The organism is Sorangium sp. So ce406, from assembly GCF_051474675.1.
GTDB classification, from domain to species: domain Bacteria; phylum Myxococcota_A; class Polyangia; order Polyangiales; family Polyangiaceae; genus Sorangium; species Sorangium cellulosum_G.
On record NZ_CP150340.1, the window covers coordinates 2,782,742 to 2,807,060 of the forward strand.

Consider the following 24,319-nt stretch of genomic DNA (forward strand, 5'->3'; position numbering starts at 1 on the left):
CTGCTCCATGACGGGAAGAATTGGAACCACAGAGGCACAGAGGGCACAGAGGCCAGAGGAGAGAGAGATTTTTTTTCTCTCTCTCTCTCTCCCCTCTGTGCCCTCTGTGCCTCTGTGGTTAATTCCTCTCATGAACCAGGGATCACCCAAGGCGACCGGCGCTAGCCGTCTCCGCGCTCCCGCTCTTCCTCCGCGGCGCGCGCCTCGTTCAGCGCGAAGAGCCGGTCGATCACCTGGTCCTCGAACGCACCCGCCGCTTGCCGCTCGCCGGGCGTGGACGGCGCGGTGTACGGGGGGACCTCGATGTCGTCGAACCCGTACGCGGCGAGGACGGCGCGGTCCATCTCCTCGTGGAGACGTCGGAGCTCGACGACGCCGGGGCGCGCGCAGGCAGGGTCCTTGAGGAGATTGTACATCGCGGTCAGGCCCTCTCCCAGCTCGGTCATCAACCGGGCGCGCGCCGCGTAGAGGCGCTCGCCGGCGGCCTCGACGGGGCCCCCAGGGCCGAGGTGCTCCGGGCCAGGGAAGGGGAACGTCTCCACGCAGTCCGACGGCGCGTACCGGAGGCCCTCTCCCATCGTCGAGGAGAGCAGGCGCGCCCACGCCTCGTGCGCGCGCGACTGGAGCACCGCGAAGCGCGCGTGATCCTCGATGGCGAAGACGCAGAGCTGGTCCGAGAACGTCCGGTCCACGGGCTGGAACGCGAAGCAGAGGTGCTTCGTCACCCGCGCCGCGACGAGGCACCGCCGCAGCGGCGCCAGCCTGCGCCGGAGCTCCGGGCGCGGGTTCGCGAACTGCCACCAGCGCGCCTTGTGGCCCGCGTCCACCCCCGTGCTCCTCAGGCGATCGCGCTCGGGCTTCACCCGGCTCCGGACGATCGACAGGAGCCCGGGCCACCGACTGGCCTCCTCGAGCCCGCGCTCGCCGAAGTCGATCACGCAGCGGTGCGGGCTGTGCGAAGGGGAGGAGTTGACCTCCTCGCCGCCGAGGAACGGCCGGAGCACCTCGCCCGCCGCCGGATCGGCCGCGCGCAGCGCCCGCCCCTCGCCCTCGGCGAGGACGAAGCCCCCGCCGCGCAGGAAGCAGCCGATGAAGCACAGATCCTGACTCGCACGCAGCGGGCGCGGGTCGGGCCGCTCCGGCATGGCGCGCAGGTGCGAGTTGATGTGGCGCACGGGGCGGCCGTCGAGGCGGGGCGGCGGCACGCCGTCGCGCGGCCACATGCCCACGGCGAGGTGGACGACGGCGACGTGGACCGCCGCGTCCCCGGGCCACGGGGAGCTGCGGACCGCGTGGTAGATGATCGCCCGCCCGCCCTCGACGAGCGGCTGGAGCCCCGATCGCCGGGTGTCGCCCTGCGCGATCGTGTTCGTGGCGATGAGCCCCACCGTCCCGCGGCGCCCGATCAGCGCGGCCGCGCGGCGGAAGAAGTGGGCCGCCAGATCGGTGTTCCTCGTGGCGCCGTGCAGCGCCTCGAGCCACGCGGCGTAGACGTCGCCGTGATCCGTCGAGATCCGCTTGCCGCCGAGGAACGGCGGATTCCCCACGAACGCGTCGAGCCTCCCCGAGCGCGGCGCCGGAGCGCCGCCCGGCTCCTCGTCGGCCGCGCGCGGCTCCTGGAACACCTCCGGGAACTCCAGCGGCCAGTGGAACGCCGGCAGCGGCGGCGATCCCCCGGGCGCGCCCTCCCGGAGCGCGCGCTGCATCGCCAGGAGCTCCTCCGGCGGCGGCCCCCCGCCGCTGAGCCACGCGCTCGCGAGCCTCGCCCGGCGGTCGCGCTCCCGCTGGCGGTCCCGGTCCCTCTCGTGCGCGAAGAACGCGCCCACCACGAGATCGCCGAGGAGCCGCGCCCGGCCGATCGCCTCCTGCGCCAGCCGGGCCGCGGCGGCGTTGCCGCTCCGCGCCGCGTCACCCTCCGCGCCGCCGGCGCCGTCCGCGAGCTGCCGCCGCAGCCGGAGCGCCGCGTCGACCGCCGCGTCGACGGCCTCGCGGAACGGCGACGCCGGCGCGGCGGGCTCCCAGTGGAACGCGCGGAGCTGGGCGAGGTCGAGCCCCACCAGCGAGTCGCCGTGGCGGAGGGCGTGATCGACGAACGTGAACGGCTCGTCCGTGGCGCGCGCCACGAGCCAGAGCGACAGCCGCGCCAGGCTCACCGCGAACGGGTTCTTGTCGGCGCCGTACAGGCAGCGCTGCGCCACGAGCCGCCGCGCCAGGCTCACGACGTCCCCGCCCGCCGCGTCGCCGGCGAGCCGCCGCGCCGCCGCCGCGTCGCCGCGCGCGGCCTCGCGGGTCCAGGCGGCGACCACCCGGTCGGCCAGGTACCGGCACGCCTCCATGAGAAAGGCGCCGGACCCCATCGCGGGATCGCAGATGGCGAGCCCGAGGAGGCGCTCCGAGGGCGGCTCGTCCCCGATCTGCCGCACGAGGGGCTCGAGCGTGCGCGCGACGATCGGCGCCGACAGGCTCCTCGGGGTGTAATGGGAGCTCGTCCGCCGCCGCTCGGCGCCCGGCTGGAGGTACAGCCGCCCCGCCTCGAGCACCTCGGCGTCCCTCGCGCGCAGCGGCCCGAGCGCCTCGAGGAGGTCGCCCTCGGTCCTCGCGGCGGCGAGCGCCTCGCCGAGGGCCCGCGCCTCCCGCCGCGAGAGCCCCGCCCGCTCGGCGACCCAGGCCGCCCGCCGCGCCCTCGGCTGCGCGAGCGCCTCGGCCGCGCTCACCCAGACCTTCTCCGGCCGGAGGCACACGGTCGTCCCGGCGGCGCGCTCGACCCGGTAGCCCATGAGCGCCTCGTAGAGGCCGCCGATCTGCTCGACGTCGAGGGCCTGGTACGACATCGGCCGCCCGTCGAGCACGAGGAGCCGCTCGAGCACGGCGTACACCGTGGCGTCGTCGACCGACGGCGCCTGCCACCGGCCACCGCCCCACGGCGCCTCGCGGCGCTCCGCCGCCGCCCCGCGCGCGCGTGCGCCGCCGGGGGCGCTCGCCGCGCTCGCCCGGGTTGCGCCGGTCCCCGCGCGCTCCAGGAACGGGTAGCGCTCGGGGTCGAAGAGCTGCCCTCGCCGCGCCGGCAGGGTCAGCTCGGGCCGGCGGATCCCGTGAAACACGGCGCGGAACAGCGCGACGAGCCGCTCCCACGCCCCGAAGCGCCGCCGCATCGCGGCCGGGCTCGCGCCGCGCTCCGCCGCGAGCTCCCGGAACAGCGAGAGCACGCCGAGGTGCGCCGCGTAGTGCGGGTGCTCGACCGGCAGGAGCCCGCGAGCCTCCGCGTGGAGCAGGAACACGAGCCGGAGGAGCGCGGCCAGGAGCCCGCCGTAGAGGTGCTCCGGACCGCGGGCGAGGGCGTCCTCGAGCGCGTCCGGCCCGTCGCGCTCGGCCGCCTCCTCGAAGCCGCGGAGCAGGACGCCGAGCGCGCCGAAGGCCCGCTCCGCGAGCGCACCCGCGACGTCTGCCTGCTGCGCCCTGCTGACCCCGGGGACGGGCTGATCCATGCCGCGCGCCGGGAGTGTACGCGAGCGCCGGGCGATCCGGCGCAGGTTCTGCCTGACGAACGTCTCGAGCGGCCGGACCGTCGGTCGAGCTCGAACGAGCTATTTCCGTCTTCCTCGCGCGCGCTCCCCGGGCGCTTGACGGCCGTCGGGCGGAGCCCAACAGGCGTCTCCGAAGCTCATCCCTGGCGCCATCATGGCGAAGAATTCGAACACACAGGATCTGAGCCGTAGAGGTACAGAGAACGCAGAGTTTGTTCGGTGTCTCCTCCATGGCCACCGCCCCGGTGACGCGGGAAGCCGTCGACCAGGTGGGCGATGATGTGCCCTGGGCTCGGCGCCCGAACGCAACCGCGCGTCGCTCCTTCAGGCTTGCTGTGCGTCGTTGCGGCGCACATCCTTGGCTTTCCTGCTACCTGCCTCCCTGCTGCCTCCCTTCCACCTGCCTTCGACCTCCATGAGCTCTCTGTCGCGGCGCTCGCGCGCCTGTTCCGCGCGCGAGCGCTGTCGCTGCGGGGATGGCGCCGCCGCTCGAGGCTGCGCGCTCCGGCTGCAGGCCTACCGACGCCAGCGTCCGCCCGCCCGCATGCCACCCGAGTCGTGGCCTCGAACCTCACGGAGGATCCGGGCGCGACGGTGAATCATCGCGACCGACAGGGACCAGATGCGTGCCTGTTGCAAATTTCTATTGTAGTTTCCACCTGCTCTCGTGATAGGGTGATCCCGCACCGGGGGAGACGGCCTGTAGGTAGGTGGAAGAGGGGGAGTCATGCTGGCCATGCTCGATGGCACGGCCGCGCCATGCCCGCTGAATCGGATCGAGAGGGGGACGATTGAATCGGATCGAGGGGGGGACGATGCCGCGGAAGAAGATTCTGCTGGTCGACGATTCCAAGACCATCCTGCGCATCGAGCAGATGGCGCTGGGCGAGCACTACGACCTCATCACGGCGAACGACGGCAGCCAGGGGATCGAAGTGGCCTTGGAGCAGCGGCCGGATCTCATCCTCCTCGATGTCGTCATGCCGCACATGAACGGGTTCGACGCCTGCCGGCAGCTGCGCGCGGACGATGTGACGCGCAGCACGCCGATCCTGCTCGTCACCAGCCGGAGCGATGTCGCGCACATGGAACAGGGATTCCGGTGCGGCTGCTCCGATTTCGTCACGAAGCCCATCGACACGATGGAGCTCCTGGAAAAGGTCAGGAACTGCCTTGGGGACTGACATGGCGGCGAGGGCATCCGAGGCCAGACGTCTGGCCCCTTCCAGCGGCGACGACGGAGCCATACCGCTGCCCGACGATGTCGGCAGAGAGGAGAGGACCAGTCCGTCCGACCCGAGCGCGCCGTCCGCGTCGGTCGGACCGCCGAGCTGGCGCTCGCTGCCGACGGAGATCCAACACGTCATGCCAGGCCAGCTCTTCGCCTCGCCCGAGCCGACCACGGTGACCACCATCGTCGGGTCCTGTGTGGCGATCTGCCTCTGGGACGCTACCACCGGCGTCGGCGGGATGAACCATTACGTGCTCCCGGACTGTCCGAACCCGGCGATGGCGTCGGTCCGCTTCGCCGAGTTCGCGTGTCAGCGCCTCCTCGAGCGCCTCGTGAAGCTCGGGGCCTCCAGCCGGGCGCTGCAAGCGCGCATCGTCGGGGGCGCTTGCCTCATCTCCGCGTTCCGGGAGCGCGGCACCCACCTCGGCGCCCAGAACGTGGATGCCGGGCTCGCGTTCCTGCGCGCGGAGCGGATACGGATCGCCCAGCAGGACACGGGCGGCAACCGGGGACGCAAGATCGTCTTCCGGACGAGCGACGGCGCCATCTCGATCCAGCTTCTGTGAGCCGCATGGACTGCGATCGCGACGAGCTGCTCCATACGTTCATGCCAGAGGCGCACGAGATCGTCGACGAGATCGAGCGCGCTCTGCTGCAGCTCGAGACCGGCCGCGACGCTCATGACGTCCTCCAGCGCATCTTCCGCGCCACCCATACGCTCAAGGGGAGCGCCGGCTCGGTAGGCCTCGGCGGCTTGAGCGAGCTCGGGCACGCCGCCGAGGACGTCATCGAGGCGCTCTGCCGCGGCGAACTCCCGCTCTCGACGCCCGTTGTCTCGCTGCTGCTCGAGACGGTGGACGCAGCCCGCGGGCTCGTCGCCGAGGTCGAGCGGGGGCAGGCCGAGCGCAGCACCTCGTACAGAGAGGTCGTCGCGCGCCTGGCGGAAGCGCGGCGCGGAGGGCTGAAGGCGAAAGAGGACGCGGGGGCGGCGAGCGCGCGCCGCGGGACCGAGGACGAAGCGGAGGCAGCGACAAGCATCAAGAGCATCCGTGTCGCCGTCGAGAAGCTCGATCGCATGGCGGATCTCATCGGAGAGCTCACCCTCGGCCGGAACAGGATCGCCCGGACGCTCCGCGCGGTGCGCGGGGAGGCCGGCGCTGCGCTGCGCGACGAGATGGAGGAGCAAGATCGGCTCTGCAAGGAGCTGGAGGAGGCGGTGCGCGCCGCGCGCATGGTGCCGGTCGGCCCCTGGTTCCGGCACTACGAGCGCACGGTGCGCGATCTCGCCCACGCGCAAGGCAGGCAGGCGCGCCTCGTCGTCGTCGACGGCGACGTCGAGGTGGACACGGCCGTCGTCGAGCGGTTCCGGGACGCCCTGACGCACCTCCTGCGCAACGCGATCTGTCACGGCATCGAGCCGCCCGAGGCGCGGTTCGCCGCGGGCAAGGACCCCTGCGGCACGATCACCCTGCACGCCGCGCACGAGCGGGGCGGCATCGCGCTCCGGATCTCCGACGACGGCGCCGGGATGAGCCGCGAGCGCATCGCCGCCCGCGTCCGCGCGCTGGGGGGGCACCCGGCGCCCGAGACGCTCGCCGATCAGGAGCTCTTCAGCCTCGTGTTCGAGCCCGGGTTCTCCACGGCGGTGGAGTCGTCCCACCTGGCGGGGCGCGGCATGGGCATGGATGTCGTGCGGCGAAGCGTGGAGTCGATCCAGGGCACGATCCGGATCGAGAGCCGCGAAGGAGACGGCACGTCGCTGTCGATCCAGCTCCCGCTCACCCTGGCCACCATCGAGGGGCTCTCCGTCGGGATCGGCGGCGAGAGGTACGTGATCCCGCTTCGCGCGGTGCTCGCCTGCTGCGATCTGCCCCGCGGCGCGCTCGCGCACGGCGGCGCCCAGGGGCTCATGATCCGGCGCGGACGCGCGCTGCCGTGCGTCCGCCTCCGGGCGCTCTTCGGGCTCGGCGGATCTCCTCCGCCGGAGGAGCGCGTCGTCGTCGTCGCGCACGACGGCGCCGAGGCCGGCATCGTGGTCGACGTCCTCGACGGCGAGGGGCGCACGGTGGTCAAGCCGCTCGGCCAGCTGTTTCGCCGCGTCCGCGGCATCTCCGGCTCGACCATCCTCGGCGACGGCAGCGTGGCGATGATCCTCGACGTCGACGCGTTGCTCGGCGGCGTCCTCAGGGACCTCGGCCCGGTCGACGCCCCCGACGAGCGCAGGGCAGCGCCATCGGCCGCCGGAGGCAGCCCGGTATGAGCCGGCGCCCCGGCGCGCAGGGGGCGCGTTTCCCATCTCTCTTCATGGAGGCGTCATGATCGCGGACGCGTCGAGCCCCGTGTCGCAATACATCTCCTTCATCATCGCGGGGGACGAGTACGCGGTGAACATCCTCCGGGCGCGGGAGATCGTCGAGCACTGCGTCACATCGCGGGTGCCGATGATGCCAGCGTGTATCGTCGGCGCCATGAACCTCCGCGGCCGCGTCGTGCCGGTCATCGATCTCGCGGTCAAGCTCGGGCTGCCGCCGACGAGGGTGAGCCGGTGGACGTGCGTCCTCATCGTCGAGACCGAGCTCGACGGCGAGAACACCCGCCTCGGCCTGCTCATCGACGGCGTGGGCGATGTGCTCACGCTCTCCGAGGACGAGATCGAGCACGCGCCAGCCTTCGGCGCGCAGGTGCGCGTGGATCAGCTGCTCGGGATGGCGAAGGTGGGCCAGAAGCTCGTGCTGCTGCTCAACATCGACCGCATCCTCTCGCCGGCGGAGCTCTTCGCCTCGGCGACGCCCGGCCCCCCGACCCCCGGGGCCCCGCCGGCGCTCCCAGGCAGCCACGGCGCGCCGGCCGGCGAGGGGGACAGGCCATGATGTCGCTCGCCGAGCTGAGCCCGCGCACCCTCAGCGACGAGGATTTCGCGCTGTTCCAGCGGCTCGTCAAGCGCGCCTCGGGCATCGCGCTCGGCCCGCAGAAGAAGCCGCTCCTGCTCTGCCGCCTCGGGCCCCGGCTCCGCGCGCTCGGGCTCCGCAGCTTCGGCGAGTACTACCGCCGCGTGACAGCGCCGGACGGCGAGGGCGAGCTCGTGCACATGCTCGACTGCATCTGCACGAACGAGACCCATTTCTTCCGGGAGCGCGATCAGTTCGAGCTCCTCGAGCGCGAGATCCTCCCGGCGTGGCACGAGAGCGCGGGCCACGGGGCGCCCTTCGCGCGCGGCCGCCGCCCGCTGCGCGCCTGGAGCGCGGCCTGCTCCACCGGGGAAGAGCCCTACTCGATAGCGATGTCGGTGCTCGACAGCCCGCACTTCCGCGATCGCAGCGACGCGCCGGTCGACGCTGCCCCGCCACGGGCCGGCGCCGCGTCGACCGGCGCTCCGGGGATCTGCATCCTCGCGACGGACCTGTCCGTCCGCGCGCTCGACCAGGCGCAACGCGCGGTGTGGCCGATCGAGCGGGCCGCGGAGATCCCGGAGGAGCGCCTGCGCGCCTACATGCTCCGGGGGACGGGCGCGAGCGCGGGCCTCATGAAGGCCCAGCCGGAGCTGCGCAGGCTCATCACCTTCCGGCGCTTCAACCTGCTCGACGCGGCGCCCAAGCGATTCGGCCTGTTCGATCTCATCTTCTGCCGGAACGTCCTCATCTACTTCGACGCCGCGACGAAGGCGTCGATCGTGGCGAGGCTCATCGCCAGCCTCGCGCCTTCAGGGTACCTGTTCCTCGGACACGCCGAGGGCCTCCATGGGACGGACCACCGCGTGCGGTGCGTCGCGCCATCCGTCTATCGGCTCCAGCCCCCGGCAGGGCTCGAAGGAAGCCGCAACACATCCAGCCCGGAGCATGCATCATGCTTGCGCATATCGGAGTAGGCCGGAAGCTCTACCTCGGCTTCGCCGCCATGGTCGTCATCGTCCTCGGACTGGCGGGCACGGCCTACAAGAGGTTCGCGGAGCTCGACGAGGCCCGCTCATGGGACCAGCACACGTACGAGGTGATGCTCGCGACGAGCGAGATCATGGAGTCGCTGCTCGACACCGAGACAGGGGAGCGTGGCTTCATCATCACCGGGGTCGAGTCGTTCCTGGAGCCGTACCGCAGCGGGCGCGATCGGTTCGAGCAAAGCATGAGTCGCGCCCGGGAGCTCACCAGGGACAACCCGCGTCAGCAGGCGCGCCTCGATAAGGTCGACAAGCTCCAGGACGAGTGGCTCTCCTCCGTGCTGGAGCCGATCATCCAGCAACGCCGCAGCGCGGACGATCTGAAGGCGCCGGTGGATCGCGCCGCCGAGGAGATCAGGAAGGGGCGCGAGAAGGGCCTCATGGACCAGATGCGCGCGACGCTCAAGGAGATCGACGACGAGGAGATCGCCCTCCTCGCCCAGCGGCAGGCGGCGACGAACGCGCTCGTCCAGACGATGTACGTGACGCTGCAGATAGGAGGTCTGCTCGCGCTCGTCGTCGCCGCCGTGCTCGCCGTCCTCTTCACCAGGATGATGCTGGTGCCCCTCAACCAGGCGGTATCGATCCACCAGCGCATCGCCGGGGGCGACTTCACGGGCGACGTCACCGTGAAGAGCTCCGACGAGTTCGGCCAGATGCTCGGCGCCGTGAAGGCCATGTCGGAGCGCCTGGCGGGCCTCATCGGCGAGGTCCGGAGCGGCGCGGTCTCGGTCTCCTCGGTCTCGGTGCAGCTCTCGGCGACGGCGCAGAGCCTGTCGCAGGGCACCAGCGAGCAGGCGGCGTCCGTGGAGGAGACGATGACCAGCCTGCAGCAGCTGAGCGGCACGATCGCGAAGAACGCGGCCAACTGCAAGCAGGTCGAGGAGACGGCGCACCGGAGGACGAGGGACGCGGAGCAGAGCGGTCAGGCGGTCCGGGAGACGGTCGAGGCGATGAAGGCGATCACCCAGCGGATCGTGATCATCGAGGAGATCGCGTACCAGACGAACCTGCTCGCCTTGAACGCCGCGATCGAGGCGGCTCGCGCGGGTGAGCACGGCAAGGGGTTCGCCGTGGTCGCCACGGAGGTGCGGCGGCTGGCCGAGCGAAGCCGGGACGCGGCGAAGGAGATCGGCTCGTTCGCCGCGTCGAGCATCGTCGTCGCGGAGCGCTCGGGACAGCTCATCGCGGAGCTCGTCCCGTCGATCCGGGAGACCGCGGAGCTGGTGCAGGGCGTCGCCGTGGCGTCCAAGGAGCAGTCGAACGGCGTGGCCCAGATCAGCGGGGCGGTGGAGCTGATAGAGCAGGCCACGCAGCGCAACGCGGCGATCTCGGAGGAGCTCGCCAGCACGGCGGCCGAGCTCTCGGCGCAGGCAGAGCAGCTCCAGAACGTGATGTCGTCGTTCCGCCTCGCGCAGGAGGGCGACGGCGACCCGGGCCACAGGCCTGCGGCGCCGGGGCGTCTACCGGACCGCCGCGGCAGCAGGGCGCTGTGGAGGCCGCCGCAGAAGGGCCCCCCGAGCGGCGGCGCGTCGAGCAACGGGCGCGTGCCGCACGCCGGGGGCGATCAGGACTTCGTCCCGTTCTAGATCCTGTCGGGATGGGGGAACCGCGGCGCCGCCCGGCGGCGCGGCGCGGGGCGGGTCAACGACGGATGTTGAGCGCGTAGGAGCCGGAGCTCCGGTCGTAGCCGTCGACCTGGATGAGGATGGTCTGCCCCGCGTCGAGCGACACCGTGAGCTCCGACGTGACCGGGAACCAGTCGCCCTCCGGGGGCGCGTCGTCGCTGCACGCGAGCTCGTCGCCCGAGCAGTCGTCGTGGAAGACGGCGAGGACCGTGTCGTACTCGGAGTCGTGCGTGTCGATCGTGTAGGTCCCCGCCTCGGGCGCGGTGAACGAATAGAGGACCTCGGGCGCGCTGGAGCCGCCGCAGCTCGCGCCCCGCTCCTCCAGGCTCCCCCGGGTCGTCCCCGTCGCGGTCTGCGGGACGACGGACGCCAGCTCGATGGGCGCCTCGCACGTGCCGGAGCCGTCGAACTGGCCCGCGTTGAGCATGTACTCGCCCTCGTCGCCGTTGCTGTCGACGCTGAGCACGACGGTCTGCTCCGCCTCGAGCCAGACGATCGTCCGCGAGCGCGCGCCGTCGCTGGCGCAGGCGAGCTCGGGGCCTCCGCAGCCGTCCTCGCGCACGGACAGCACCGTCTCGATGGTGGAGCCTGCGGTGTCGAAGACGTAGTATCCCTCCGCGGGGGCCGTGAATCGATAGGTCGCCTCACCGCCGGCGCCCCCGCCGCACTCGGGGGTGAGCAGATCGGGATAGCCCTCGTTGCTGCCCGTCACCGTCTGCGGGACGGTGCTGCCGAGATCGATGAGCGGGCACGGCGGCGCCTCCTGCTGGGTGACGTTCAGCGTGTACTCGCCGCTCGTGAAGTTGCTGTCCACGGAGACGATCACTGTCTGATCGGCGGAGAGGAGCAGGCTCACCTGCGAGTGGGTGAGCTCCCCCGTCGGGTCCACGTTGTCGTTGCACCGGAGCGAGCGGCCGGCGCACGAGCCGTCCCGCACGTCCACGGTCGTGTCGAACGCCGAGCCCTCCGTGTTGAAGGTGTAGAGGCCGTCGGCCGGGGCGGTGAAGCGATAGGTCACCTCGGGCCCGCCGGAGTAGCCGCAGCTCGGCGCGAGCACGTCGGTGAACCCGGCGGTCGTGCCCGTGACCGTCTGTGGGGCCGTCGAGCCGAGGTCGATCACCGGGCACGCTATCTCGCTGATCTCGAGCCGGTAATCACCCGTGCGGCTGTACGTGTCCAGCACGATGACCGCGGTCTCGCCGGCCGTGAGAGGGGTCGTGATCCGTGCCGGGGAGAGCTCGCTGTCAGAGCAAGTGACGATCTCGCCGGCGCAGGAGCCGCGGCGCACCTCCATCAGGACGGGGAAGGTCGACCCCTCGGTGTCGAACAGGTACACGCCGTCGCGCGGCGCGGTGAAGCCGTAGGTCGCCTCGCCGCCGGTCGAGAAGGCGTAGCAGGCCGACAGCACGTTGGAGAGCCCCTCGTTGCTCCCCGTCACCGTCTGCGGGACCGTCGAGCCGAGATCCTGGCCCGGGCACGGAGGGGCCTCGAAGATGTCCAGCGCGAAGCGGGTCAGCGGGCCGCTCGGGCCCGACACGGCGACGAGCACCGTTTGCCCGGCATCGAGCTCCACGATCTTGTTCGTCTGGCCGTAGCCGTACTGGCAGCCGAGCGAATCGCCGTCGCACGCGCCGCCGTCGAGGATGTCGATGATGGTCTCCTCCGGGACGCGCGCGCTGAAGACGTAGGTGCCCGCCTCGGGGGCCGCGAACGTGTAGGTGGCGTCCGGGAGCGAGGTGACGCCACAGTTGTAATACACCGAGTCCTCGAGCCCCACGGTCGTGCCCGTCAGCGTCTGCGGTACCACGGGCTCGAGGGCGGTCGGCGTGCACATGACCGGCCCCGGCTGGGTCACGCGGAGGGTGAAGTCGCCCTCCGCGCCGCTCGCGCCGCTCACCACCACGAGGATGGACTCCCCCTCGAGGAGATCGACGGCGATCTGCGACTGGATGCCTTCGCCGTCGTCGTTGCAGGCCAGCTCGGCGCAGGTGCTCGCCGCGAGCGCCGCGAGCGTCGTGTCGAACGGCGCCTCGAGGGTGTCGAAGAAGTACGTCCCCGTCGTGGGGGCGGTGAACAGGAACGTATGATCGGCGGTGTCCGGCGCCCCGCAGCTCGGCAAGCGGCTGTCGTCGGCGCCGCGCGTGGTGCCGCTCACCCGCTGGGGGACGGTGGATCCGATGTCCTCGGAGGGCTCCGTGCTGCACCCGCAGGAGCCGGCCTCGCACGGTTGCCCGGGATCGCAGGCGTGACCGCAGCGACCGCAGTGCTGCGCATCCGCGTCGAGGTCGACGCAGGCGCCGGCGCACTCGGTGAAGCCCTCCCGGCAGATCGGCTGGCACCGCCCGCCGGCGCACGCGCGGCCCGGGTCGCATGCCTGGCCGCACCTGCCGCAATGATCCGGGTCGGTGCGCGTGTCGACGCAGGCGCCGTCGCACCGCTTCACGTAGCGGGTCTCGTCGCACGCCGCCGGATCGCCGCCCGCGCCGCCGTCGTCTTCCGGGCCGCCGCCGTCGCCTCCCGGGACGCCATCGCTGCCGCCGACCCCGGCTCCCTGCGGCGGCCGCGCCTCGCAGGCGCCGGCGACGCACAGCTCGCCGGACGAACATTCATTGCCGCAGGCGCCGCAGTGGTCGCGATCGGAGCGCAGCGCCACGCAGACGCCGCCGCAGTTCGAGTAGGGGGCATCGCAGATCGGCTCCGACGCCACCTCGCTGGAGCACGCGGACGTCACCGCCAGGACGGCGGCGGGCAGCCAGGAGACGGCCGGTGAGAGCGCGTACCTGAAGCGAAATCGGTCTCTCGTCATCGGCATCCCTTTGCGGCATGCGCCGTGGAGACGCATGGGCGGGCGGGAAATGCAAGCGCCTCTCCGACGTTCAGCTCCCGAGTTCCGCGCTGGTGGTTGATGGGGAAGGTCGTCACGGCCGCTCATCCGACCCGGCCATCGAGGCCTCGCCGCGCCGGCCGGCGAGGGCCAGAGGGCGTTTCGGTCGGGTGGGCTGTTGCGGGATCGTGCCCCACCTCGGGAAGGCAGGTCAAGGCGCTCGGGCGCGCCGGAGCGAGCGCGACTGAGACGCTTTCTTGCTCGCGGCGCGGGGACAACCGCTGCGCGCCTTGCTAGAACCGCCCGCCTATGATGCGGTCCGCGCGCCCTGAAGTCCTCGCCCCGGCCGGCGACCGCGCCGCCCTTGAAGCGGCCGTGCGCGGCGGCGCCGATGCCGTCTACTTCGGCCTCCGGGGCGGCGCCTCGGGCGCCTCGGCGGCGCCCTCGCCCTTCAACGCCCGCGCCCGGGCCGCGAACTTCGACGCGGCGGAGCTCGCGGAGACGATGCGCTTCCTGCACGCCCACGGCGTGAAGGGCTACGTCACCCTGAACACGCTCGTGTTCGACGACGAGCTCTCGGCCGTCCGCGCCGCGATCGAGGCCTGCGCCGCGGCCGGCGCCGACGCGATCATCGTCCAGGACCTCGGGGTGATGCGCCTCGCGCGGGCGATCGCGCCCGGGCTCCCGATCCACGCCTCGACGCAGATGACCTGCACCGACGCGGCCGGCGTCGAGCTCGCGCGCTCGCTCGGCGCCGCGCGCGTCATCCTCGCCCGGGAGCTCTCGCTCGACGACATCGCGGCCATCCGCCGGGCGACGGACGTCGAGCTCGAGGTCTTCGTGCACGGGGCGCTCTGCATCGCCTACTCGGGGCAGTGCCTGACGAGCGAGGCCATCGGCGGCCGCAGCGCCAACCGCGGCGCGTGCGCCCAGGCCTGCCGCCTGCCGTACCGGCTCGTCGTGGACGGCGCGCTCCGCGACCTCGGCGACGCGGCGTACCTGCTCTCGCCGGAGGACCTCGACGCCACCGACGTCATCCCGGACCTCGTCGCCCTCGGCGTCGCCTCGGTGAAGATCGAGGGGCGCCTGAAGGGCCCCGAGTACGTCGGCGCCACCGCGCGGCTCTACCGGGCCGCGATCGACGCGGCGCTCGGCGGGGCAGCCGGACCGGAACCCGCGGATCGCGAGGCGGCGCTCCAGGCGTTCTCGCGCGGCTCGGGGCCCGGCTTCCTGCGCGGCGTCGACCACCAGCGCCTCGTCGACGGCCGCACCTGCGACCACCGCGGCCTCGAGGTGGGCGAGGCGCGCGGCGCCGGGCGCCGGCGCGGCCACGAGGTCGTGGTGGTGCGCGCCGCCCGGCCGCTCGCGCGCGGCGAGGGGATCCTCGTGGAGGGCGGCTTCGCCGGCGAGGGCGAGATCGGCGGCCGCATCTGGGGGCTGTGGATCGACGGCCGCGAGGTCGAGCGCGCGCCGGCGGGCGGCGACGTCGAGGTCTGGCTCGGCCCTGACAAGCGCCTGCCGGACGACGTGCTGCGCGGGACCCGGTCGCTGCGCGGGCGCCGCGTCTTCCGCACGAGCGACCCCGCGGCGGCGCGCGAGGTCCGCGAGGCGCTCGATCGGGCCCCGCGCCGCGTGGCGATCGACGTCCGCCTGGAGGGCCGCCTCGGCGAGCGCCCGCGGCTCTCGGCGGTGGCCGACGGCGGCGCGGCGGTCGCGGTCGAGGTCGACGCCCCGCTCGGCCGCGCCGATCGGTCGCCGCTCGACGAGGCCACGCTGCGCAAGCAGCTCGACCGGCTCGGGGACACGCCGTTCGTGCTGCGCGGCGTCGGGCTGTCGCTCGACGGGCCGGCGCTCGTGCCGCCGTCGGCGCTGAACCGCGCCCGCCGGGCGCTCGTCGCGGCGCTCCTCGAGGCGTCGCACCGGGCGCACCCGAGCGCTGCCGCGCCGGCCGAGGATCTCGTCGCCGGGGCCGTCCCCCCGGCGGTCGAGCCGCCGCCGCCCGGCCTCTTCGTGCTGTGCCGCAACGTGGCCCAGGCGCGCGCGGCGCTCGGCGCGGGCGCGAGCGGCGTGTACCTCGATTTCCTGGAGATGGTCGGCCTCGGCGCCGCGGCGCGCGAGCTCATCGCGGCCGGGGCCTCGGTGGCGGTCGCGCCGCCGCGGATCCGCAAGCCGGGCGAGGAGAAGATCGACAGGTACCTGCTCTCGCTCGGGCCGGCGGCGATCCTGGTCCGCAGCCTCGGCGCGCTGCTCGACGCGACGCCGGGCGTGCCCCGGATCGGCGATTTCTCGCTGAACGTCACGAACAAGCTGGCCGCGCGCGAGGTCCTCTCGCGGGGGCTCGCCGCGTTCACGCCGTCGTTCGACCTCGACGCCGCGCAGCTCGAGGCGCTGCTCGACTCGCCGTTCGCGCCGTTCGCCGAGGTGGTGGTGCACCACCCGATGCCGCTCTTCCACATGGAACACTGCGTCATCGCGGCGACGCTCTCGGAGGGCAAGGATCACCGCACCTGCGGCCGGCCGTGCGAGGAGCACGCGCTGTCGTTGCGGGATCGTGCGGGGATGGATCACCCGCTCGAGGCGGACGTGGGGTGTCGGAACACGGTGTTTCACGCGGCGCCGCAGAGCGCGGCGCACCTCGTGCCGAGGCTGGCGAAGAGCGGTGTGCGGCGGTTCCGGATCGAGCTCGTGCGCGAGGACGCCGAGGGGGCGCGGCGGGTGGTGGAGGCGTACCGGCGGCTGCTCGCCGGGGAGGTGGCGCCCGCGGAGGTCGCGCGCGGGCTGCGGGCCGAGGGGAGCTATGGAGTGGTGAGGGGGTCGCTGCGGGTGCTGCAGGCCTGAGCGGGGGAGAATGAATTTCCCCAGGTTGTGCGCGGAGCGGGGCAAGGCCGCTCGCGGAATCCTGTATGATAAGGAAGATTGTGATCCGCCATAGCCCGAAGCTGGGATAAGATCCCCCGGGAGGCGATGAACGAGCCGCAGAAGACCGTGGCGCTCGAGGCGGAGGTGGTTGCGTTGCGGAAGGAAGTGCAGCGCCTGCGCTCCCGCAATGCCGAGCTGGAGGAGGCCGACCGCGGCATCCCGGACCGCTTGCTCGACGCGCTGCCCTCCCTCGTTTACGTCCTCGATCTCGACGAGCGGCGGTACATCTACTGGAACCGGGAGTTCGGCGAGCTCGCCGGAGGGGGCGGGGGGGCGGCGGGCCCGCTCCGCGGCGACGGCCCATCCTCGATGTTCCATCCAGACGAGCTCGATCGCATCGAGGAGTACCGGGCTCGCGTGGCCGCCGGGGAGAGCGGGGAGCAGGCGACGGTGGAGTACCGCGCGCGCGGCCGCGACGGCGGCTGGCGCTGGTTCCTCGAGCGAGGCGTCGCGCTCGACCGCGGACCGGAGGGGCGGGGGCGCCGGATGCTGGGGTCGGCGCACGACATCACGGCGCGCAAGCATACGGAGCAGATGCTCGAGAGGAGCGAGAGCCTGCTCCATGGATTCCTCGAATACACGCCGTCCATGATGGTCGCGGTGGACGTCGAGGGCCGGCTCCTGCTCGTGAACCGCGAAATCGAGTCCTATTACAGGATGAGCCGCGAGGAGTTGCTCGGAAAGGTCGTCTATGACCTCCTCCCGCCGGCGGCGTCCGCCTCGATACGAAAGGCCAATGAAGAGACGGCGGCCGCCGGGCGGCCCGGCGCGTCCGAGCACGTGCTCGTCTATCCCGACGGTCCGCGCACGTACCTGTCGACCAAGTTCCCCATCCGCGACGCCGAGGGGAAGCTCTACGCGGTCGGGACTGTCTCGGTGGACATCAGCCGGACCAAGCAGGCCGAGGCCGAGCGCGCGGAGATGCAGCGGCAGCTCATCGAGATGCAGCAGGCGACGATCCAGGAGCTCATCACGCCGCTCTTGCCCCTGGCGCGCGGCGTCGTCGCGATGCCGATCGTCGGGAGCGTCGACCCCGCGCGCGCCGAGCAGATCCTGACGACGCTGCTCGAAGGGATCGCCGCCCAGAAAGCCAAGATCGCGATCCTCGACATCACCGGGGTGAAGGACGTGGACGCGCGGGTGGCGCGATCGCTCGTCGACGCGGCGCGGGCCGCGGGGCTGCTCGGCACCCGGGTCGTGCTCACCGGGATCAAGCCGCAGATCGCGCAGACGCTCACGACGCTGGGCGCCGATCTGAGCGGCATCGTGACCAAAGGGACCCTGCAGAGCGGCATTGCCTACGCGCTCGGAGGCCGGCGCCGCTGGTAGCCGCTGATAGCCGCGCGCGCCCCCTGTAAGACCCCGGGTGTACGCGCGTGCGCGCGTGCGCACAAGCGCTCCACGGAATGCGGATTCGACGAAGACCGCGAATATCGCGGGATAGCGGTGCTCTGGCGCCCATTTCGGTGTATCATGGTGATGACATGCGTCCGCGCCCGTGACGGGCGCGTGCGGCGCTGTCGGTACAACGTGCGATGTAGCCCAGGGAGGTTGTCGATGAAGCCTGGAGTGATGCCGTTACGGGGCGCGATCGTGGTGACCATGGCCGCCAGCCTGATCGGAGGCGCGGCGCTGGCCCGCGGCGTGCCGGTGCTGGAGGCGTACGATCCGGTGCCCGATCCCTCGCCGTGGGGCCCAGACGACGAGGCGGGCGCGTCCAACACGCAGACGCCCGACAAGGTCCTCGACGGCAAGCGCCTGATCAAGGAGGGCAAGGTCTATCGCCTGGGCCACGTCTACGAGCCGGGTATGGCGACGTTCCCCGGCAACCAGGGGCTCTCCGTGGAGGCCGGGCCGGTCACGCTGCTGGCGCAGCAGGTCACGAACTCCGAGGTGATGCACGGGGAGTTCGGCCAGATGGGGACGCAGTTCGACGCGCTGGGGCATTTCGGCTACATCCCGCCCGGGAGCTCCGACCCCGCCGACGCGCTGTTCTACAACCAGTTCACGGGCGCCGAGGTCATGACGGAAGACGGGCTCGCGCACCTCGGCGTCGAGCACGTGAAACCCCTCGTCACGCGCGGCGTGCTCCTCGACGTGAAGCGCCACGCGAACGGCGGGGAGACGCTCGCGTGGGGCCAGGAGATCACGCTGTCCATGGTGATGAAGACGCTGCGCGCGCAGAAGATGGACGCGCGCGACATCGGCGCCGGCGACGTCGTGCTGATCTTCACGGGCTGGGAGGAGAACTGGGAGCTCGGCACCGAGGGGTATTACACGCAGCCGGGCGTGGGGCTGGCCCAGCCGGGGATCGGGCTCGAGGTCGCAAAGTGGCTCTCGTCCAGGGGAATCGCCTGCGTCGGGTCGGACAACTTCGGCATCGAGGTCACCCCGCCGAAGCCTCCTGTCGCGCCGGGCGTGGTCTTCCCGGTCCACCATCACCTGCTGGTGAAGAGTGGGATCTTCATGCACGAGGCGATGGTGCTCTCGGAGCTGGCCGCGGATCTGGCCGCCGAGCTCGAGGAGCGGCCCCGCGGCCACAGGAGCCCGTACGAGTTCTTCTACGTCTACAGCCCGCTGCCCCTCCGCGGCGCGTCCGGATCGCCCGGGATCCCGCTCGCGATCCGGTGAGCGGAGCAGGGCCTCGGCTCCGAGCGAGAGCGGAGCGAGGAGCCGGCCGCCCGGCGCTCAGTGCACGTAGCTCTCGGCCTTCGAGGCCATCACCAGGGCGAGCGACGACGAGTCGAGGAGGTTGCGCTCGATGGTATCGCAGATGCGCGTGAGCGGCAGATCGTTCGGCTCGTGGCCGAACGGATCGTCGAGCTCCCCGCCGAGCGCCTCGATCATCAGGACGGGGTAGGCGACCATCATCGTCACGATGGGCGTCATGGCGCCGATCGCGTCGATGAGGGCGAGGGGCAGCGTCGCCAGATAAAGCACCACGCCGCGCTGCAGGAGCAGCACGTAGCCGAGGGGCGTCGGCGTCTTGAGGATGCGCTCGCAGCCGCCGAGGCAGTTGACCAGCGTGTTCAGCTCCTCCTCGGCGCACACCGCCATGTTGCGCTCGAGGCTCCCGGCCCGCGCGAAGGCCGCGATGCGCTCGGAGATCTGCTGCGCGGCGTGGAGGGGCGGGTGGGCGTGCGCCGCCATCGCCTCGGCCTGCTCCGCCGACAGGAGCCGCTCGATCTCCGGGCGCTCGGACTGACCGCGGAGCGAGCGCCGTGAGGCATGGACGAACACGACCACCCAGACGGCAAACTCGCGCACCGCGGCCGGGTCCACCGCCGCGTGCGCCTTCACGATGCGCGTGATGTTGCGGCTCGCGTTCACGATCGAGCCCCAGAGCGTCCGGCCTTCCCAGAAGCGGTTATAGGCCGTGTTCGTGCGGAACGCGAGGATGAGCGCGATCACCGCGCCCGCGACCTCGTACAGGCCAATCGACAGGCCCACGCGCGGGATGTACCTGTTCGCGAGCCACTGCGCCGCCGCGATGGCTCCGAAGGCCAGCACCCGCCGCATCACGCCCGGCGAGAAGGAGCCGCGCGGGGAGACCAGCATGTGAAGCCAATCGCTTCTCGGGTAGGGGATCATCGGGCGCGACCCTCGCGGCGGGAGCCATGGTGGAGAGAGGCCTCATCGCCTCCGTACCAGCGAGGTGCCTCTGTCGCAACGCCGCCAGGCGGGGCGCCGTCTTGCCTGGGCCGGCTCAACCATGCCTCGAGCGGCCCCGGGATCCTGGCGCGGACACCCTGGACGCGGGAGACTTGGCGTCCGACCAGGCAGGGCAGACCACGGTGGCTCTGTACGCCTGAGTCGCCTGGAGCTGCAGCTTGACGTTCCCGTCCCCCATCGTCCTGTTCTGGGTGGCCTCGGTCCTCGCCTGGATCGCCGTCGTGGCGGCGGCGAGGCGCCGCCGCGGCGGGCTCTACGCGCGCTTCGTCGGCGTGCTGCTCGGCATCCACACCCTGATCGCGTGCGCGCTCTTCCGTCACGTCGGCCCGCTCGCGCCGGCGTTCGCGTACCTCCACGGCGCGGTGTACCTGCACTTCCTCCTGCTCTCGCGCCCGCGCATGCGCCCGGTCGCCTACCGCGCGCTGGTGAGCATCCCCGCGTCCTATTTCGTCGCGGCGACCTTTCTGTCGTTCCCGTGGGCCATCGCGGGCGGGCTCGGGGCGACGCCGTACGGCCTCTGGGTGCCGTTCGCCCTGGCGGGCATCGGCATCCTCCAGTCGCTCACCGCGCGTCGCGAGGAGGTCGAGCTCGTCGTCGACCGCGCCCGCGTCGAGGGGCTGCGCCGCCACCCGCTGCCGCGCGAGCAGGCGCCCGACGCGCGCCGCCCCCTCCGCATCGTCCAGATCACCGACCCCCACCTCGGACCGTTCATGTCCGTCGCGCGGCTCCGCGGCATCTGCGAGCGCGCGGTCGAGCGCGACCCCGACCTCGTCGTGCTCACCGGCGATTACCTGACCATGGAGTCGCAGGGCACCGCGGAGCACCTCGCCGAGGCGCTGTCGCCGCTCCGCGCCCTCGAGGGCCGGGTGTTCGCCTGCCACGGCAACCATGATCACGAGGCGCCCGGCCACGTCGCGACCGCGCTCGCCCGGGCGGGCGCGCGCCTGCTCGTGGACGACGCCGCGCTCATCGAGACCGCCGCGGGGCCGGTGCAGATCCTCGGGATGGACTTCCACTACCGCGATCGCGCGGAGCGCATGGCGGAGGTCTGCGCCCGGCACCCGCGCGTCCGCGGCGCGCTCCGGCTCATCCTGCTCCACGATCCGGGCGCGTTCCGCCACCTCGGCGAGGGGGAGGGAGACCTCGTGCTGTCGGGCCACACCCACGGCGGGCAGGTCGGCATCGTCAGCCTCGGCGGCACCTGGACCGCCATGCGGCTCTTCGTGACCATGCCCGATCACGGCCTGTGGGCCCGCGGCCCCGACCGGCTCTACGTGCACCGCGGGACTGGCCACTACGGCTTCCCCCTCCGGCTCGGCGTGCCCGCCGAGGAGAGCGTCCTCAAGGTCCACCTCGCCGCGGACGGCGCGTGAGGACCGAGCGCCGTTATACTGGCCGCCCGGCGCCCGCCGGGAGGAGGTCTCGTTCATGCGCCGAGGGTTCGTGCTGCTGTGCGCTTCCGCGCTCATCGCGTGTGGTTCGGGGGGCGACGCGCCGCGCGGCGATGACGGCGCCGGCGGAGGAGGGAGCGGCGCCGGCGCAGGAGGGAGCGGCGCCGGCGGGGGAGGGAGCGGCGCCGGCGGCGCGGGGCTCCCTCGCGCGTTTCGCCACGGCGTGAACCTCGGCCACCGCAACGCGGCGTGGGGCGACGACAAGGAGGCGACCCTCGCGGCGCGCGCGGGCGCCCGCAGCCTCCGCGTCAAGCTCCCGGCGGCCCACCTCGCGACGTGGGGAGTCGATATCGAGCTCGGCGACATCCAGACGTATGCGTCCCTGGGGATGGCCGATCACATCGGGTTCCTCATCGGCTCCGAGTCGGTGGACATGACCGTGGCGCCGCCCGGCGCGGCCGACTGGGAGAACGAGCATTACATACCAAAGAGCCTTTACGAACCGATCTTCTTGCCCGACGGGACGGTGAACCCGGGCAACGTGTGGGCGTCGTACGTGTACCGGACCGTCGACACGTACAAGCCCTGGATCCACCTGTGGCACGTGTGGAACGAGCCCGACTGGGTGGCCGACTGGAGCGTCACTCAAACGTGGGATACCGAGCCGCCCAGGGCCGCCGATCTCCCCCGGTTCAACGGCTCGATCTTCGACTACGTACGGATGCTGCGCGTCACGAAGGAGGCCGCGCGCCGGGCCGACCCGGACGCGCGGATCGCGACGGGGGGCATCGGCTATCCGTCGTTCCTCTCCGCGATCCTGCGTTACACCGACAATCCCGAGGGCGGCGCCGTCACGCCGGAGTATCCGGAGAAGGGCGGCGCCTACATCGATGTCATCGACTTCCACTATTATCCCATCTTCAGCCCGAAGAGCTCGGACGCGTCCGTCGACGAGCTCCTCGCCACGAAAGACGCCTTTGCCGAGGCGCTCGCCGGCGCCGGCGTCGAGGTGCACGGGTGGAACGTCTCGGAGAGCGGCGCGCCGCTCGCGCCGACGCCGGACTACCCGGACGTGGGGAGCCCGGAGTACGCGCGCAACTACCTCCTCAAGGTGATGATCATGGCGCACGCGCGCGGCATCGGCGGCGTCGACTGGTTCATCCTCTCGAACGGCGAGGAGGGGAGCGACGACGTGTTCGCGCACATGGGGCTCTACGACGACCTCGGCGCCCTCACCAGCGTGGATCAGGCGACCAAGACCGATCTCGGCGAGGCCTACACCACCCTCACCGAGGTGCTCTCCGGGGCGTCGTACGACGACGCCGCGACGAGGGAGCTCGCCCTGCCGGGAGGCGCGCGGGGCGCCGTCTTCCGGAAGGACGGCGAGCGCCGCATCGCCCTCTGGGCCGTGACGCCGGGCGACACGGAGGAGGCGCGCGCGAGCGTCGAGCTCGCGACAGCGACGGGGTTCGAGGTCCACGCGTGGGACGGCGCGAAGACGCCCCTGGACGCGGGCGGCGGCAAGGTGGCGCTCGACCTCTCGGGCAGCCCGGTGCTGCTGGTCGAGCGCTGACCGCCGGCGCGATCGCCAGCAGGTATACCCTCTCTCCGGACTGGGTCAGGCAAGGTCGACACGCTCGATGCGCGTGGCCGCGCGGAGCTCCTCGATGCGCTCGTCGGCCGGCAGCACCGGCCCGACCTCGGCCAGCTTGCCGGCCGCGAACGCGGTGCCGAGGCGCGCGCACGCCTCCAGATCGCCGCTCGCCCCGAGCCGCGCCGCCAGCACGCCCGCCACCATGGCGTCTCCGGCGCCGACCGTGCTCGCGACCTCGATCGGCGGCGGCACCGCCAGGAGCGCCCGCTCCGCGTCCACGAGGAGGGCGCCGTCGGCGCCCAGCGAGACCACCACCAGCCCGATGCCGGACCGCTGGAGCTCGCGTGCAGCGCGGAGGACCTCCGCGCGCGCTCCCGGGAGCGGCCGACCGAGCAGCTCGCCCAGCTCGTGGTGGTTCGGTTTGATCATGTCGGGCCCCGCCGCCACCGCGTGGCGCAGCGCCGCGCCGCTCGCGTCGACCGCGACGGAGCAGCCCCGCGCCCTGAGCCGCCGCACCATGTCCGCGTAGAAGTCGTCGGGCACCCCGGCCGGGACGCTGCCGGCCAGCACGAACCAGCGGTTCTCCCGGGCCAGCGCGTCGAGCTCGTCCACGAGCCGCGAGAGCGCCTCCGGCGGGACGGCGAGGCCCGGCAGGTTGATGTCCGTGACCTTCGGTCCCTCCGGTCCCTGGCGATCGACCACCTTGATGTTGACCCGGCTCCCGCCGGGCAGGCGCACGCAGCGGTCGTGGATGCCGCGCTCGCGGAACAGCGCCTCGAACGGGCCCGCGTTGTCGCGGCCGAGGAACCCCGCCGCCGTGACCGGACCCGCGCGCCCCGCGAGCAGCGCGGCGACGTTGATGCCCTTGCCCCCCGCGGTGAGCGTCTGGGCCGCGACCCGGTTCACCGCGCCGGCCGCGAAGCCCGGGCACTCCAGCGTCTGGTCCAGCGCCGCGTTCAGCGTCACCGTCACCAGCCCCTCGCGGCGCGACGGCTCCGCGCCCCGCTCTCCCGGCTTCAGCAACGCGCACCCCCCCGTCTCCGGGGGGAGATATCCCCCCGTACAACACCGCCCTTCACGGCGCGGACATCGATGCTCTTCGCGGACCGCCGAGCAACAGAGCGCGCTCTCCATGCGTTCCAGACAGGGATACTCACTGGCGGAAGTCCGATCCGCATGGGACTGTCGTGACAGGCCCGCTGAGCGAGCGGCGAGGGAGCAATTCTGAGGGATCCTGCGCCGAGGGAGGCGCGCGGAGAGGCAGGCGCGGGCCGGCGTGCGGCCGCGGGAGGGGCTCAGGCCTTCTCGAGGAACTTGCGGACCTGGGACTCGATCGCGCTTCCGGGGACGAGGAACGGCTTGTCCGTGATGTCCACCGAGAAGCTCTGCGCGGAGATGGCATAGGTCCCCTTCACGGTCCCCGCCGGCGTGGGCACCGAGAAGTCGCCCTTGCCCTCGTTGCCGCTGAACTTCCCGCCGGCCTTCTCGATGGCATCCTTCGCCTTCGAGACGATATCTTGAGAGGAACCGCTGAAGGGGACCGAGAAGCTGTGCTTGGCCATGTCGTCTCCTGGGTTGCTCGGCCGCGATCCTGGTGCGACG

The 24,319-nt window shown here is 72.4% G+C and carries 16 protein-coding genes; 11 read left to right on the forward strand and 5 right to left on the reverse strand.

The window, feature by feature from the left end:
• Positions 1-161 precede the first annotated feature (161 nt).
• A complete protein-coding gene (locus WME96_RS10470) occupies positions 162-3,485 on the reverse strand; it encodes a DNA methyltransferase (RefSeq protein WP_437290003.1) in 3,324 nt (1,107 codons plus the stop codon).
• Between the two features lie 854 nt (positions 3,486-4,339).
• On the opposite strand from WME96_RS10470, the gene WME96_RS10475 reads away from it, so the two are divergent.
• From WME96_RS10475 to WME96_RS10500, 6 genes are all read left to right on the forward strand, one after another.
• Positions 4,340-4,708, forward strand: coding sequence for a response regulator (locus WME96_RS10475; RefSeq protein ID WP_437290004.1), 369 nt, complete (start codon positions 4,340-4,342; stop codon positions 4,706-4,708).
• A gap of 181 nt (positions 4,709-4,889) precedes the next feature.
• Positions 4,890-5,321, forward strand: a complete 432-nt coding sequence (locus tag WME96_RS10480) for a chemotaxis protein CheD (RefSeq protein WP_437290005.1) — start codon at positions 4,890-4,892, stop codon at positions 5,319-5,321.
• A gap of 5 nt (positions 5,322-5,326) precedes the next feature.
• A complete protein-coding gene (locus tag WME96_RS10485; RefSeq protein ID WP_437290006.1) occupies positions 5,327-7,015 on the forward strand; it encodes a chemotaxis protein CheA in 1,689 nt (562 codons plus the stop codon).
• Positions 7,016-7,070: 55 nt separating this feature from the next.
• Positions 7,071-7,625: a chemotaxis protein CheW gene (locus tag WME96_RS10490; protein ID WP_437290007.1), complete on the forward strand. Its 555-nt coding sequence runs from the start codon at positions 7,071-7,073 to the stop codon at positions 7,623-7,625.
• Positions 7,622-8,620: a CheR family methyltransferase gene (locus tag WME96_RS10495; protein ID WP_437290008.1), complete on the forward strand. Its 999-nt coding sequence runs from the start codon at positions 7,622-7,624 to the stop codon at positions 8,618-8,620. The genes WME96_RS10490 and WME96_RS10495 overlap by 4 nt, the downstream gene beginning before the upstream one ends.
• The gene (locus tag WME96_RS10500; protein WP_437290009.1) at positions 8,599-10,278 is read left to right on the forward strand and encodes a methyl-accepting chemotaxis protein; all 1,680 of its coding nucleotides are present in this window, start codon (positions 8,599-8,601) and stop codon (positions 10,276-10,278) included. The genes WME96_RS10495 and WME96_RS10500 overlap by 22 nt, the downstream gene beginning before the upstream one ends.
• A 55-nt stretch (positions 10,279-10,333) precedes the next feature.
• Here WME96_RS10500 and WME96_RS10505 read toward each other — a convergent pair whose 3' ends face one another.
• Complete coding sequence (locus tag WME96_RS10505; protein WP_437290010.1) at positions 10,334-13,123, reverse strand: MXAN_6577-like cysteine-rich protein; 2,790 nt, start codon at positions 13,121-13,123, stop codon at positions 10,334-10,336.
• 327 nt (positions 13,124-13,450) lie between these two features.
• Between WME96_RS10505 and WME96_RS10510 the strand changes: the two genes are divergently transcribed.
• From WME96_RS10510 to WME96_RS10520, 3 genes are all read left to right on the forward strand, one after another.
• Complete coding sequence (locus WME96_RS10510) at positions 13,451-15,979, forward strand: DUF3656 domain-containing U32 family peptidase (RefSeq protein WP_437290011.1); 2,529 nt, start codon at positions 13,451-13,453, stop codon at positions 15,977-15,979.
• A gap of 126 nt (positions 15,980-16,105) precedes the next feature.
• Complete coding sequence (locus WME96_RS10515) at positions 16,106-17,389, forward strand: PAS domain-containing protein (RefSeq protein ID WP_437290012.1); 1,284 nt, start codon at positions 16,106-16,108, stop codon at positions 17,387-17,389.
• A gap of 228 nt (positions 17,390-17,617) precedes the next feature.
• A complete protein-coding gene (locus tag WME96_RS10520; protein ID WP_437290013.1) occupies positions 17,618-18,691 on the forward strand; it encodes a cyclase family protein in 1,074 nt (357 codons plus the stop codon).
• Positions 18,692-18,748: 57 nt separating this feature from the next.
• Here the strand turns inward: WME96_RS10520 and WME96_RS10525 are convergent, their stop codons facing one another.
• Entirely contained in the window at positions 18,749-19,651 is a 903-nt protein-coding gene (locus WME96_RS10525) for a bestrophin family protein (RefSeq protein ID WP_437290014.1), read from the reverse strand.
• Positions 19,652-19,890: 239 nt separating this feature from the next.
• Here WME96_RS10525 and WME96_RS10530 point away from each other — a divergent pair, with 239 nt between their 5' ends.
• The gene (locus tag WME96_RS10530) at positions 19,891-21,105 is read left to right on the forward strand and encodes a metallophosphoesterase (protein WP_437290015.1); all 1,215 of its coding nucleotides are present in this window, start codon (positions 19,891-19,893) and stop codon (positions 21,103-21,105) included.
• Positions 21,106-21,634: 529 nt separating this feature from the next.
• Positions 21,635-22,696, forward strand: coding sequence for a hypothetical protein (locus tag WME96_RS10535; protein WP_437290016.1), 1,062 nt, complete (start codon positions 21,635-21,637; stop codon positions 22,694-22,696).
• Between the two features lie 45 nt (positions 22,697-22,741).
• Here WME96_RS10535 and pfkB read toward each other — a convergent pair whose 3' ends face one another.
• Both pfkB and WME96_RS10545 read right to left on the reverse strand, forming a co-directional pair.
• The gene (gene pfkB, locus WME96_RS10540) at positions 22,742-23,740 is read right to left on the reverse strand and encodes a 1-phosphofructokinase (RefSeq protein ID WP_437290017.1); all 999 of its coding nucleotides are present in this window, start codon (positions 23,738-23,740) and stop codon (positions 22,742-22,744) included.
• Between the two features lie 272 nt (positions 23,741-24,012).
• The gene (locus tag WME96_RS10545; protein WP_433935228.1) at positions 24,013-24,279 is read right to left on the reverse strand and encodes a hypothetical protein; all 267 of its coding nucleotides are present in this window, start codon (positions 24,277-24,279) and stop codon (positions 24,013-24,015) included.
• Positions 24,280-24,319 lie beyond the last annotated feature (40 nt).